The following is a 13,683-nucleotide window of genomic DNA, read 5'->3' as shown; positions in this document are numbered from 1 at the left end:
TCCCGCGCCCGGTCAGCCGGTGCTGCCGGGTGTCACCGACTGCCCGATCGCGTCGATGACCGCGCGCACCCCCGGCTGCGGCGGGGGCTCCCGGCGGTGCGCCAGCACCATGGTCCGCTCCACCCGGTCGCGCAGCGGGACCGTGGCCAGGCCCTCCCGGCGCAGCGCGAGCATCAGGTCCGTGACCGGCGCGACGCCGAGGCCGGCGGCGACCAGGGACAGCGTCGAGGCGGTGTCGGTCACGACGTGGTCGACGCGGGGCTCGAAGTCCAGCCGGCGACAGGCCAGGCGTACGGCGCGGCCGTAGGAGCTCTGCTCCGGGGGCAGGATCCACGGCTCGTCGGCGAAGTCCCGCAGCGACGCCGGGCCCTCCCGCGTCGCGCGGCCGGCGGCGGTGGCCATCGCGAACCGCTCGGTGCCGAGGACGAGCAGCGCCACGTCCCGGGCCCGCGGGATGGGTGCCTGCGGGTAGTCGACGCCGAAGGCCACGTCGACGCGCCCCGCGGCCACGGCCGAGGTGGCGTCGTCCACGTCGACCTCCACCGACCGCAGGCGGACGCCGGGGCAGTCCTCCCGCACCCGCAGCAGGGCCCGCGGCAGCAGCGCCGCCGCCGTCCCGAAGACGCCGATGAGGACCTGCGCCCGCGGGCCCCCGGACAGACCCGCCAGCGCGAGCTCGGTCCGCCGGGCCAGCGACAGCAGCTCCACCGCGTGGTCGGCGACGAGACGGCCGGCGTCGGTGAGCTGCAGGCGGCGCCCGACCTGGGTGAACAGCTCGGCCCGGACCGATCGTTCGAGGGCGGCCATCTGCTGGGACACCGCGCCGGTCGTGTAGCCGAGGGCCGCCGCGGCCGCCGTCATGCTGCCGGTCTCCCGGACCTCGACCAGGGTGCGCAGCTTGACCAGGTCGAGGCCGGCGTCCATGCAGGAACGCTGAACGGCGGGGTCGACGAACCGTGGATGGTGCTGCACGCCGCAGGGCAGCATGATCGCAGCGCACCCGGCGTCCGCTCCCGTTCCCCGAGAGGACCGTGATGACCGCTCCCCGGCGCCCGCCGCCGTCCTCGGCCTCGGTGGTCGTCATCGGCGGCGGCATCACCGGCCTCAGCTCGGCCCACGCGCTGGCACGGGCCGGGGTGCGGGACGTCGTGCTGCTGGACGCCGGCGCCCTCGGGTCCGGCTCGACCTGCAGGGCGGCCGGCGGCGTCCGGGCGCAGTTCTCCGACCCCGTCAACATCGCGCTCGGCGCGCGCAGCCTGGAGACGTTCCGCGACTTCCCGCGGCTGTTCGGCCAGGAGATCGACCTCCAGCAGGTCGGCTACCTGTTCCTGCTCGGCACCCCGGACGACGTGGCGGCCTTCGAGGCCAACGTGGCGCTGCAGAACTCCCTCGGCGTCCCCAGCCGCATGGTCGGGGTCGACGAGGCCCGGCGCCTGTCCCCGCTCATCGACGCCGAGGGGCTGCTCGCCGCGGCGTACTCGCCGACCGACGGGCACTGCACGCCGGAGTCCGTCGTCCTCGGCTACGCCTCGGCAGCCCGCCGGACCGGCGCCACGCTGCTGCCGCACTGCCCGGCCACCGGGATCGACGTCCGGGACGGCCGGGTCACCGGCGTGCGGACCGCAGCCGGGACGATCCGGACCGACGCGGTCGTCTGCGCCGCGGGAGCCTGGTCGGCCGAGGTCGGTTCCTGGGCGGGCGTCGACCTCCCGGTCACCCCGCTGCGACGGCAGATCCTGGTCACCGAGCCGGTGCCCGGCCTCGACCCGCACACGCCCTTCACCATCGACTTCGAGACCAGCTTCTACTTCCACCGCGAGGGGGCGGGCCTGCTGCTGGGCATGTCCGACCCCGACGAGACGCCGGGCTTCGCGCTGTCCCGGTCGGACACGTGGCTGCCCCGTCTCGGGGCGGCGATCGAGCGGCGCGCCCCGGCGCTGGCCGAGGTCGGCGTCGCCGGCGGCTGGGCCGGGCTGTACGAGATGACCCCCGACCACAACGCCCTCATCGGCCGCGCCGACACGGTGGAGGGCTTCCTGTACGCGACCGGGTTCTCGGGACACGGTTTCCTGATGGGGCCGGCCGTGGGCGAGGTCGTGCGCGACCTGTACCTGGGGCGGGAGCCCTTCGTCGACGTCTCCGGACTCGGCGCCGCGCGCTTCGCCGGCGCCGACGTCCGGCCCGAGCTGAACATCGTCTGAGAGAGGACCCCCATGCCCCCCGCCACTCGTGGAAGGACCCCGTCCTCCCCACCCCTCGCACGCTCGGGGCGGGCCCCTGGACGGGGCCTGCGGGACCGGGGCACGGTGGCCACCGACCCCCGATCCGTGAGGAGCCACACGTGACCGCCCTGCCCACCGCCGAGGAGCTCAGCCGTGCGGCGCGGGAGGCCGCCGCCCACTGCGGCGTCGACCTCGACGCCGTCGCCGGCGACCACCCGGTGACCTCCCCGGTCACCGGCGCACCGCTGGCCACCGTCCGCTGGCAGGGTGCGGCCGACGTGCACGACGCGGTCACCCGCGCCGGCCAGGCGTTCCGGGCGTGGCGGACGGTGCCCGCGCCGGTCCGCGGCGGGCTGGTGCGCCGCCTCGGCGAGCTGCTCCGCGAGCACAAGGCCGACCTCGGCACGCTGGTCAGCCTCGAGGTCGGCAAGATCACCTCCGAGGCCCGGGGCGAGGTCCAGGAGATGATCGACATCTGCGAGTTCGCCGTCGGGCTGTCGCGGCAGCTCTACGGCAGGACGATCAGCTCCGAGCGCCCCGGCCACCGGCTCATGGAGACCTGGCACCCCCTCGGCGTCGTCGGGGTCATCAGCGCCTTCAACTTCCCGGTCGCCGTCTGGTCCTGGAACACCGCGATCGCCCTCGTCTGCGGCGACCCGGTGGTGTGGAAGCCGTCGGAGCTCGCGCCGCTGTCGGCCCTCGCCTCGGCCGCCCTGCTCGACCGCGCGATCGCCGAGACCGGCGCCCCCGCCGACCTGAGCCAGGTCGTCCTCGGCGGCGCCGACGTGGGCGAGGCGCTGGTGGACTCCCCGGGGGTGGCCCTGCTCAGCGCCACCGGGTCGACCCGCATGGGACGGGCGGTGGGCCCGCGGGTGGCCGAGCGCTTCGGCCGCTCCCTGCTCGAGCTCGGCGGCAACAACGCCGCGATCGTGACGCCGTCGGCCGACCTGGACCTCACCACGCGCGGGGTCGCCTTCGCTGCCGCCGGCACGGCCGGGCAGCGGTGCACCACCATGCGCCGGGTCATCGCCCACGTCGACGTCGTCGACGAGCTCACCGACCGGCTGGCCGCCGCGTACCGCCGGCTGCCGATCGGCTCGCCGACCGAGGAGGGGACGCTGGTCGGCCCGCTCGTCCACGACGCCGCCTTCAAGGCGATGCAGGACGCGCTCGAGGCCGCGCGGCAGCAGGGCGGCGAGGTGGTCGTGGGCGGGGAGCGCCGGCTGGCCGACGAGGCGCCGGACGCCTACTACGTCGAACCGGCGATCGTGCGGATGCCGGGGCAGACCGACATCGTGCGCCAGGAGACCTTCGCGCCGATCCTCTACGTCCTGCCGTACCGGACGCTGGAGGAGGCGATCGCGCTCAACAACGACGTCCCGCAGGGCCTGTCGTCGAGCATCTTCACCTCCGACCAGGCCGAGGCCGAGCGCTTCCTCGCCGCCGACGGCTCCGACTGCGGCATCGCCAACGTCAACATCGGGACCTCCGGTGCCGAGATCGGCGGCGCCTTCGGCGGGGAGAAGCAGACCGGGGGCGGCCGGGAGTCCGGCTCCGACGCGTGGCGCAGCTACATGCGCCGCGCGACCAACACGATCAACTACTCCGGCGAGCTGCCCCTGGCCCAGGGCGTGGAGTTCACCGTGTGAGGGAGGGCGGGGCCCTCCCTCAGCTGCCGGCGAGGACGTCGATCGCGCGACGGCCGAGGCTGCCCGCCACGTGGCGGCGCATCTGCTCCTCCGCGGCATCGGGGTCGCCGTCGAGGACGGCGGTCATCATCGCCGCGTGCTCGGCCTGCACCCGGGCGCGGTCGTCGGGGGAGTCCTCGCGCGCCTCGAGGGCCGCGCGGCGGTAGCGGTCGGCCTTGTCCCACAGGCCGTCGAGCAGGCCGATCAGCAGGTCGTTGTGGCTGGCCCGGTACAGCGCGGTGTGGAACGCGCGGTGCGCCTCGAGGGCGGCGAGGCCGCTGCCGGCGTCCAGGGGCTCCAGCGATGCGGCCGCCTCGCGGATCCGCGCCCGGTCGCGCTCGTCGCGCCGCTCGGCGGCCAGCCGGACGGCGAGCGGGTCGAGCTGCTGGCGCACCTCGAACAGGCTGCGGGCCTCGGCGGCCGTGAGCGGGGCGACGCGGGCGTCCCGGTGGGCGCCCAGGAGGACCAACCCCTCGGCGGAGAGCCGGCGCATGGCCTCGCGCAGCGGCGTGGTGCTGACGTCGAGCTCGGCCGCGAGGGCCTCCTGGTTGAGGACGGCGCCGTGGGGCAGGGCGCCGGACATGATCCGGTCCCGCACCTCGCTGTAGGCGTAGTCGGCCTTCGTGAACACCGGCGCGGCCACACGTCCCCCTCTCCTGGAGGCGGTCAGTCTACGTCCACGTCTAGGCTGTAGCCTATAAGGAACCCCTGGGAGGTGGGCATGGCCCGGTACGACAGCTTCGGTGCGCGGAAGGTCCTCGACCTCGGAGGCGAGGAGTTCGAGACCTGGGCGGTGCACGCCGTCCCGGGCGCCGAGGACCTGCCGTTCTCGCTGAAGATCGTCCTCGAGAACCTGCTCCGGCACGAGGACGGCGTCACGGTCACCGCCGAGGACATCCGGGACCTGGCGTCCGGTGCGGGCCGGGGGCGCGAGGTGTCGTTCGCGCCGGCCCGCGTCTTCCTCCACGACACCAACGGCATCCCGGTCCTGGCCGACCTGGCGGCGATGCGCGAGGCGGTGCGCGACCTCGGCGGCGACCCCGCCGTCGTCGACCCGGTGATCCCGGCAGAGCTGACGGTGGACCACTCGGTGGTCACCGACGTCTCCGGGCGCTCCGACGCGATGGCGCTCAACGTGGCGCGGGAGTACGCCCGCCACGAGGAGCGCTACCGCTTCCTCAAGTGGGGCCAGCAGCAGTTCCACCGGCTGGCGGTCGTCCCGCCCGGGACCGGGATCATGCACCAGATCAACCTGGAGTACCTCGCCGACGTCGTCGTGCGCCGCGACGGGCAGGTCTTCCCGGACACGCTGGTGGGTACCGACTCCCACACCACGATGATCAACGGCCTGGGTGTGCTCGGCTGGGGGGTCGGTGGCATCGAGGCCGAGGCGGCGATGCTGGGCCTGCCGGTCAGCACGCTCGTCCCGCCGGTCGTGGGGCTGGAGCTCGTCGGGGAGCGGCGTCCCGGGGTGACCGCCACGGACCTCGTCCTCACCATCGCCGAGCTGCTGCGGGCCCACGGCGTGGTCGGTCGCTTCGTGGAGTTCACCGGCCCCTCGGTGGGCGCCGTGCCGCTGGCCGACCGCGCCACGCTGGCGAACATGAGCCCGGAGTTCGGCTCCACCTGTGCGATCTTCCCGATCGACCGGGTCACGGTGGACTACCTGCGGTTCACCGGCCGGGACCCCGAGCACGTCGCGGCGGTCGAGCGGTACGCCAAGGAGCAGGGGCTCTGGCACGACCCGGCGGCACGGCCGCGCTTCGACGACCTCGTCCGGTTGGACCTCTCGACCGTGGAGCCGTCGCTGGCCGGTCCGCGCCGTCCCCAGGACCGGATCCCGCTGGCCGGCTCGCGCAGCCGGTTCCGCAGTGCGCTCGCCGAGCTGCTGGCCGACCGGACGCCGGGGGCTCCGCCCGACGCCGTGGACGAGGCCGGTCAGGAGTCCTTCCCGGCCAGTGACCCGCCGGCCCTGCCCCCCGTGCCGTCGCCGCGGGTGGACCGGGTGGAGCTCGGGCACGGGGCGGTGGCGATCGCCGCCATCACCTCCTGCACCAACACCTCCAACCCCTCCGTCATGGTCGCCGCGGGGCTGCTGGCGCGGAACGCGGTCGCCGCGGGGCTGGCGGCCAAGCCGTGGGTCAAGACCAGCCTGGCGCCCGGTTCGAAGGTGGTCACCGACTACCTGCGCCGCGCCGGCCTGGACGCCCCGCTCGAGCAGCTCGGCTTCCACACCGTCGGCTACGGGTGCATGACCTGCATCGGCAACTCCGGACCCCTGACCCCGGAGGTGAGCCAGGCGGTCGCCGACCGCGACCTGCTGGTCGCCTCGGTGCTCTCCGGCAACCGCAACTTCGACGGCCGCATCAACAACGACGTCGCCCTCAACTACCTGGCCTCGCCGCCGCTCGTCGTCGCCTACGCCCTGGCCGGGTCGATGGACGTCGACCTGCTGCACGAACCGCTGGGAGTCGGCAGCTCGGGGGAGCCGGTCCACCTGTCCGACCTGTGGCCTCCGGACGTCGAGATCGAGGCCGTCGTCCGGGGGAACCTCGACCCCGCGATGTTCGCCGACCGCTACGCCGACGTCTTCACCGGTGAGGAGCGATGGGCGCAGCTGCCGGCCGGGGGAGGGGCCACCTTCGACTGGGACCCCGACTCGACCTACGTGCGGCGTCCGCCGTTCCTGGACGGCCTGTCCCCGGTCCCGGAGCCGGTCGGCGACATCACCGGCGCCCGCGCCCTGACCGTGCTCGGGGACTCCGTCACCACCGACCACATCTGCCCGGCCGGTCGCATCCCGGCCGACAGCCCGGCGGGGGAGTTCCTGCGCGCGCGGGGTGAGACGGACCTGAACACGTACGCCTCCCGGCGCGGCAACCACGAGGTGATGCTCCGCGGCGCCTTCGGCAACCCGCGGCTGCGCAACCGGCTGGTGCCGCACCAGCGCGGCGGCTGGACCCTCGACCACCTCGACGGCCGGGAGAAGCCGGTGTTCGAGGCGGCGGAGCACTCCCGCGCGGCGGGGACGCCGCTGCTCGTGCTGGCCGGCCGGGAGTACGGCACCGGGTCCTCCCGCGACTGGGCGGCCAAGGGGACGGCGCTGCTCGGGGTCCGCGCGGTCCTCGCCGAGGGCTTCGAGCGGATCCACCGGTCCAACCTCGTCGGGATGGGCGTCCTGCCCCTCCAGTTCCGAGCGGGGGACAGCGTGGAGAGCCTCGGTCTCACCGGGCGGGAGACCTTCGACATCACGGGCCTGGAGGGCCTGGGCGAGGGGGACCGACCCGGGTGCGTCGTCGTCGAGGCCCGTTCCGACGACGGGAGCCTGGTGCGCTTCGCCGCCACCGTCCGGGTGGACACCGCACGGGAGGCGCTCCACCTGCGCCACGGCGGGATCCTGCCCTACGTCGCCCGCCGGCTCGCCGAGGGCACGGAGCCCCGGGTGCTCAGCCCGTCGCCCGCGGCACCGTGATCTTGTACTGGGCGATCTTCCGGTAGAGCGTGGCGCGGCCGATGCCGAGCTCCTCGGCGGCGCGGGTCACCGTGGTGTCCGGCCGGGTGAGGCAGCGGATGATCTCGTCCCGCTCGAGCCGCTCCAGCCGGCTGAGCGGGCGGGAGCCGCCGTCGAGCACCTCCGGCGCCAGGTGGTGGACGTCGACGACGTCGGCCCGGGTCACGGCGTCGCGGACGACGCGGCGCAGCTGCCGGACGTTGCCCGGCCAGGCGTAGCCGGTCAGCGCGCGGGCCGCCCGCGGGGTGACGTCGACCGCGCGGTGCCGTTCCTGGCGGGCCGACCAGTGCGCGAGCGGCAGGACGTCGTCCGCCCGCAGCCGCAGCGGCGGGGCCTCGACCACGGCGTCGGCCAGCTGCGCGAGCTGCTCGGGGATCGCGGCGAACTCGGGTGCGGCCAGCACGAACGGCTGGGGCGACCCGGCCCGCCGGACCGCGGTCAGGATCTGCGCCAGCTCGCCCGCCGCCCACGCCGGCAGGTGCTGCAGCCCGGACACGATCACGCAGGTGTCCGCGTCGCGCAGCTCCGGGGTCCACAGCTCGAGCCAGGCCGCGACGTCGCCGCTCTCCGGGGCCCGCGCGTGCAGCAGCCGCTGGCGCGAGGCGAGCCGCCGGCGGGCGAGGGCGGCCAGCGTGGCCTTGCCCGCGCCCGGCTCGCCCACGACCGCGGTCACCCGGCCGGCGGCGACGGCGGCCGCCGCCTCCTCCGTCGCGGCCCGCCAGCTCGCCGACACGCACGGGTCCCCGGCGTCCGGCGCGAGGTGGCTGCCGATGACGTGGAAGACCTCGCCGCGCGGCACCGGCCGGACCGTCCGGCCGCCGGCGCGCACGAGCATGAGCGCGCTGGTGGCGTTCGCCGCCGTCTGCGCCAGTCCCAGGAGCAGTCCGGAGGAGCTGCTCGACCAGGTCGTGAGGTTGATGCTGCCGGCCAGCTCGCCGGTCACCGGCTCGATCACCGGTGCCGCCGCGCAGGTGTAGCCGCGCAGGTCGGTGCAGTAGTGGTCCTCGGCCCGCACCAGCGAGGGCGCCCGGTCGGCGAGGGAGAGCCCCAGGCCGTTGGTGCCGGCGTTGCGCTCGTTGTAGGAGAAGCCCGGTGCCAGGTGCACCCGGTCCAGCGACCGCTGGATGTCGCGGTCGTCGCCGATCCGGGCCAGGACCAGCCCCTCGGAGTCGGCCACCATGAGGCTGACCGGCTCGTTCGGGATCGTGGCCTGCAGGTCGGTGAGCACCCGGTGCGCGCACTCGTAGAGCAGCGACCCGGTGTCCGGCGAGCCGCTGAAGACCGGGACGACCTCGTCCGGGGGGACGCCGTAGCCCTGGCTGCGACGCCACGACGCGCGCACCCGCGGCGTCGCCGCCGACCCCGCCGGGACGGGGCCGACCGCGGTCGCCACCTCGTCCCGGGGCACGTCCACGGGCACCTCCGCCGGCCGCGGGCGAGGGCTCACCCGCTGTGTCGTGTGTCACCGGACTGTACGCGTCGGTCCGGCCCGGGCGGCGTCCCAAAGTGAGACAGCGACCGGTTCCGCTGCAGGTGACCGGTGCCTAGCGTCGTCGGCCAGGGAGCGTGACCGCGCTCACAGTGAGCCGACGGAGGCCGGAGATGTACAGCAAGGACGGCGAGCAGTACTACGTCGTGGACTCCCACATCGCCCTGTGGGACGCGCGGCCGGAGAACCAGCGCAACATCCACGGCAAGCAGTTCATCGACTGCTTCTACGACTACCACCGCAACCTCAGCCCCGAGTCCGAGGTGTGGCCCTACGAGGAGTACCTCTACCAGGGCGGCGAGCGGCTGATGCGCGACGTGTTCGTCGACGGGATCGTCGACCACGCGATCTTCCAGCCGGCCCGGCTGGCCGAGTTCTACCACCGGGGCTTCGGGCAGACCGAGGAGGCGTTCGGCCTCGCCCAGGCCCACCCGGACAAGCTGACCTACAACCACTACTGGGACCCGCGCGACGGCGAGAACGGCCTGGACGCGCTCCGCGCCAACGCCGAGCGCATGCAGCTCAAGGGCGTGAAGCTCTACACCGCCGACTGGCACGGCGAGTCCCGCGGCTGGAAGCTCACCGACCCCATGGCCTACCGCTACTTCGAGGCCTGCCGCGAGCTGGGCATCAGGAACATCCACGTCCACAAGGGCCCGACCATCCGCCCGCTGGACCGGGACGCCTTCGACGTCGCCGACGTCGACCACGCGGCCACGGACTTCACCGACCTGAACTTCGTCGTGGAGCACTGCGGGCTGCCGCGGCTCGAGGACTTCTGCTGGATCGCCACCCAGGAGCCCAACGTCTACGCCGGCCTGGCCGTCGCGATGCCGTTCATCCACACCCGGCCGCGGTACTTCGCCCAGATCATGGGCGAGCTCCTCTACTGGCTCGGCGAGGACCGCATCCTCTTCTCCAGCGACTACGCGCTGTGGACGCCCAAGTGGCTGGTCGAGCGCTTCGTGGACTTCCAGATCCCCGAGGACCTGACCGAGTACGCCCCGATCACCACCGCGCAGAAGAAGAAGGTGCTCGGTCTCAACGCGGCCAAGCTCTACGACCTGCCGGTGCCGGCCCACCTGCAGCTGCCCGACGCCGACGAGACGGCCACCGGCCCGCGCGAGCCGGCCGCCGCCGACCTCGCCGGCGTCTGAGGAGGCCGCCGATGACCGCCGTCCTCCCCGGCCTGATCGGAAGCGAGGCCGAGGTCTCTGGAGCCGAGGTCTCCGAAGCCGAGGTCAGGGCCGCGCTGGGCACCGTCGTCGACCCCGAGCTGGACGAGCCGATCACCGACGTCGGCTTCGTCCGCTCGGTGTCGGTCGAGGGACGCGCCGTCGAGGTGCACCTGCGGCTGCCCACCTCGTTCTGCGCGCCCAACTTCGCCTGGCTGATGGTCTCCGACGCCCACGACGCGGTGTCCGCCGTCCCGGGGGTGGAGTCGGTGGTGGTCGAGCTCGACGACCACCACGACTCCGACCTGATCAACCGCGGGATGGCGGCCGGGCTGGGCTACCGCGGCACCTTCGGGCACGAGGCGGAGGAGTCGCTCGACGAGCTGCGGGCGACCTTCCGGCGCAAGGCGCACACCGCGGCGATGGAGCGGGCCCTCACCGCGCTGCTCCGCACCGACCCGACGGTGGACGTCGCGGCGCTCACCCTCGGCGACCTGCCGGCGGGGGAGCACACCACCGACGCGCTGCTGCGCCGGCGGGCGACCCTCGGCCTGCCCGTGGACGACGCCGCACCGGTGCTCGTGCACGACGACGGCACCCGCCCCGACCCCGCGCAGGCGGAGCTGGTGCTGCGCCGGGCCCGCTCGGTGCGCATCTCCGTCGACGGCAACGCGCACTTCTGCCGGGGTCTGCTCACCACCCGCTACCCCGGGTCGGAGGCCGACCAGGCCCCCCGCCCCGAGGACCGTCCCCTGCTCCCGCTCACCGTCTCGAAGGGAACCCACCCGTGAAGGCCGTCCGCGTGCACGAGTACCACGCCGACCCGACGATCGACGACATCCCCGAACCGCAGATCCAGGGTCCCCTCGACGTCATCGTCAAGATCGGCGGCGCCGGGGTCTGCCGCACCGACCTGCACATCCTCGAGGGTCAGTGGGCCGACCTGCAGAATCCGGACCTGCCCTACGTGATCGGGCACGAGAACGCCGGGTGGGTCCACGAGGTCGGGGAGGGTGTCACCAACGTCGCCGTCGGTGACACCGTGATCCTGCACCCCCAGCCCAGCTGCGGCCTGTGCACGGCCTGTCGCGCCGGCCGGGACATGCAGTGCGAGCAGGCCTTCTTCCCCGGGCTGTCGAACAACGACGGCGGCATGGCCGAGTACCTGCGCACCACCGCCCGCGCCTGCGTGAAGCTCGACCCGAGCACCAACCCGGCCGACGTCGCCGCACTCGCGGACGCCGGCATCACCGCCTACCACGCCGTGCGCAAGGCCCTGCCGCTGCTGCACCCGGGCACGACGGCGGTCGTGCAGGGCGCCGGCGGTCTCGGCCACATCGGCGTCCAGTGCCTGGCCGCACTGTCGGGCACCCGGATCATCGTGGTCGACCGCAACCCCGACGCCCTGGAGCTGGCCCGGCAGATCGGCGCGGACGAGACCGTGGTCGCCGACGGCACCCAGGTGCAGGCGGTCCAGGACCTGACCGGCGGGGGCGCGGACGTCGTGTTCGACTTCGTCGCCGAGCAGGGCGCGGAGATGGACGGCTGGCACATGACCGGCCCGGCCGGCTCGTACTACGTCATCGGGTACGGCGGCGAGCTCCGGATCCCGACGCTGGACTTCGTCGCCGGCGAGAAGAACATCGTCGGCAACATCGTCGGCACCTACACCGACCTGGCCGAGCTGATGGTGCTCGCGCAGGCCGGGAAGGTCACCCTGCACACCCAGCAGTACGCGCTGGACAGGGCCGTGGACGCGCTCCGCGACCTCGACGCCGGGAAGGTCCGGGGCCGGGCGATCCTCGTACCCTGAACAAGGACCACCCTTCCCCCCACGCCTCGCAGGCTCGGCGCGGGTCCCTGAAGGGTGGCCGACCGGTCCTCTGGCCGTGCGGCCCGGGTCCCTCCCCGGGACCCGGGCCGCTCTGCGTCAGGACAGGACGGGCAGCTCCAGCCACGACGGGTGCGCGGCGTCGTGGCGGACCTCGAACCGGCAGGTGCGCCCGGTGGTGGCGGTCGCCAGCGGTTCGCCGGTGCCGTGGTTGCGGGCGTAGCGGGGGAAGGCGCCGCCGCTGACCTGGACCCGCAGCCGGTGCCCGGCCCGCACGCGGTAGGCGGTGGGGAACAGCTCGACGTCGACGGCGAGGACGCCGTCGTCGCCCACGGTGACGTCGTCGGCGGGGACGGTGCGCGGGTCGAGCCGGCGGATGCCGTCGACGACGTTGCGGGACAAGCCCTCGGGGTCGACGTCGCACAGCCGCACGAACACGTCGGCGTGCTCCAGCTCCGGGCGCACGTGCACGCGGGCGCGGACGTGCCCGACCACGTCGACGTCGCCGGTCAGCACCGGGCCGGTGAAGACCAGGACGTCGTCCCGCGACTCGACCGGCGCGTTGTCGGCCTGCTTGCCCGGTGGCTGCAGCAGCGGGCCGCCGACCGTCGGGGTCGGGTCGGCCGGGTCGTGGGTGAAGACGCTGGGCCCGGCGTCGCCGGGGTCGGGCTCCTCGGTGAGCCCACCGCCGGCACGCAGGTGGTGCCGGACCGGGCGGCTGCCCGGTGGCGGCCACGACTCCGACTCCAGCCACGTGCCGGCCTGCTGCAGGTACAGCCGGACCGGCGCCCCCGAGGGGGCCGGTCCGCCGCGGAGGTGGTGGTCCAGCCACCGCACGTCGGTGCGCAGGATCGTCCTGATCTCCCCGGCCTCGGCGTGCAGCCACGGCCCGACGGTGAGCCGCGCGGGCACGCCGGCGGCGCGCAGGCGCGCGAAGTCGGTGAGCTGGCCGGCCGCGAAGAGGTCCCACCAGCCGGTGACCATGTTCACCGGCGGCATCCGGCCCAGGTCGGCGTCGTCGTGGTCGGCGACGTCCCAGAAGTCGTCGCCGGGCCCGGCGTGGGTGGTGAAGTCGCGCCAGAACGGCACGGGGGCACCGGCCACGGTGGTGTCGGCGGCCTGCAGCGGCAGCCGGCGCAGGCCCCGCTCGAGCCGCGCCCGGCGCCGCGGGGTCGGCACCCCGGCCGGCAGGCCGCCGGCCTCCTGGCGGCCGATCTGGGCCGTCCAGGTCAGGGCCGTGTGCAGCAGGGGGGCGCCGTGGTCGTAGAACGCCGTGGTGATCCGCGCGGCGGTGATGTGCGGCGAGACGCAGACCAGCGGCGGGTCGGCGTACGGGGCGACCGCCCACTGGGTGTGCCCGAAGTAGCTGCCGCCGGTCATCGCCACCCGCCCGTCGCACCACGGCTGCGCGCGCAGCCAGGCCACGGTGGCCACGCCGTCGTCGTGCTCGGTGGTGAACGGCCGGAAGTGGCCGCCGGAGCCGAACGTGCCGCGCGTGGACTGGACGAAGACCTGGAAGCCCCGCCGGGCCAACGGGCTGACGAAGACCTGCTCGAACGCCGCGGTGCGACCGTAGGGCAGCCGGACGAGCACCACGGGCAGCGGGCCGGTCGCCGCGGCGGGGCGGTGGAGATCGCCCAGGAGCGTCACCCCGCCGGGGGCGGGCACGGCGACGTCACGCTCGACGGTGTAGGGCGTCGCCCGCAGCGGCAGGCCCAGCGCCGCGTCCGCGAGCAGTCCGCCCAGTCTGGTCAGCAGCCTCACGCC

Annotated in this window: 10 protein-coding genes; 6 read left to right on the top strand and 4 right to left on the bottom strand. The window is 74.6% G+C overall.

The annotated features are described in order from the left end of the window. Positions 1-12 precede the first annotated feature (12 nt). Positions 13-924, bottom strand: coding sequence for a LysR family transcriptional regulator (locus ACWIX7_RS26815; RefSeq protein WP_448619439.1), 912 nt, complete (start codon positions 922-924; stop codon positions 13-15). A gap of 110 nt (positions 925-1,034) precedes the next feature. Between ACWIX7_RS26815 and ACWIX7_RS26810 the strand changes: the two genes are divergently transcribed. Together ACWIX7_RS26810 and amaB are read left to right on the top strand one after the other, a co-directional pair. Then, positions 1,035-2,201, top strand: a complete 1,167-nt coding sequence (locus tag ACWIX7_RS26810; protein ID WP_448619438.1) for an NAD(P)/FAD-dependent oxidoreductase — start codon at positions 1,035-1,037, stop codon at positions 2,199-2,201. Positions 2,202-2,341: 140 nt separating this feature from the next. Beyond that, positions 2,342-3,871 carry an L-piperidine-6-carboxylate dehydrogenase gene (amaB, locus tag ACWIX7_RS26805; RefSeq protein ID WP_448619437.1) on the top strand — a complete coding sequence of 510 codons (1,530 nt, stop codon included), beginning with the start codon at positions 2,342-2,344 and terminating at the stop codon, positions 3,869-3,871. Between the two features lie 19 nt (positions 3,872-3,890). On the opposite strand, the gene ACWIX7_RS26800 is transcribed toward amaB, so the two are convergent. Further along, positions 3,891-4,553: a GntR family transcriptional regulator gene (locus ACWIX7_RS26800; RefSeq protein ID WP_448619436.1), complete on the bottom strand. Its 663-nt coding sequence runs from the start codon at positions 4,551-4,553 to the stop codon at positions 3,891-3,893. Positions 4,554-4,631: 78 nt separating this feature from the next. Here ACWIX7_RS26800 and acnA point away from each other — a divergent pair, with 78 nt between their 5' ends. Then, entirely contained in the window at positions 4,632-7,382 is a 2,751-nt protein-coding gene (acnA, locus tag ACWIX7_RS26795; protein ID WP_448619435.1) for an aconitate hydratase AcnA, read from the top strand. Here acnA and ACWIX7_RS26790 read toward each other — a convergent pair. Then, positions 7,357-8,835 carry a helix-turn-helix domain-containing protein gene (locus ACWIX7_RS26790; RefSeq protein ID WP_448619434.1) on the bottom strand — a complete coding sequence of 493 codons (1,479 nt, stop codon included), beginning with the start codon at positions 8,833-8,835 and terminating at the stop codon, positions 7,357-7,359. The genes acnA and ACWIX7_RS26790 overlap by 26 nt on opposite strands. A 188-nt stretch (positions 8,836-9,023) precedes the next feature. Between ACWIX7_RS26790 and ACWIX7_RS26785 the strand changes: the two genes are divergently transcribed. Genes ACWIX7_RS26785 through ACWIX7_RS26775 form a run of 3 tightly spaced genes read left to right on the top strand, consistent with a single transcriptional unit; the run spans position 9,024 to position 11,898 of the window. Next, on the top strand, positions 9,024-10,067 hold the full coding sequence (locus ACWIX7_RS26785; protein ID WP_448619433.1) for an amidohydrolase family protein: 1,044 nt from the start codon (positions 9,024-9,026) through the stop codon (positions 10,065-10,067). A gap of 11 nt (positions 10,068-10,078) precedes the next feature. After that, the gene (locus ACWIX7_RS26780; RefSeq protein WP_448619432.1) at positions 10,079-10,876 is read left to right on the top strand and encodes a metal-sulfur cluster assembly factor; all 798 of its coding nucleotides are present in this window, start codon (positions 10,079-10,081) and stop codon (positions 10,874-10,876) included. Continuing rightward, on the top strand, positions 10,873-11,898 hold the full coding sequence (locus ACWIX7_RS26775) for an NAD(P)-dependent alcohol dehydrogenase (RefSeq protein WP_448619431.1): 1,026 nt from the start codon (positions 10,873-10,875) through the stop codon (positions 11,896-11,898). Before ACWIX7_RS26780 ends, ACWIX7_RS26775 begins: the two co-directional genes overlap by 4 nt. Before the next feature lie 117 nt (positions 11,899-12,015). Here ACWIX7_RS26775 and ACWIX7_RS26770 read toward each other — a convergent pair whose 3' ends face one another. Next, the gene (locus ACWIX7_RS26770; protein WP_448619430.1) at positions 12,016-13,680 is read right to left on the bottom strand and encodes a CocE/NonD family hydrolase; all 1,665 of its coding nucleotides are present in this window, start codon (positions 13,678-13,680) and stop codon (positions 12,016-12,018) included. Positions 13,681-13,683 lie beyond the last annotated feature (3 nt).

This window comes from Geodermatophilus sp. URMC 65, assembly GCF_053502545.1.
The sequence above is the reverse complement of the archived record's forward strand: the minus strand, read 5'-3'. Positions and strand labels throughout refer to the sequence as shown.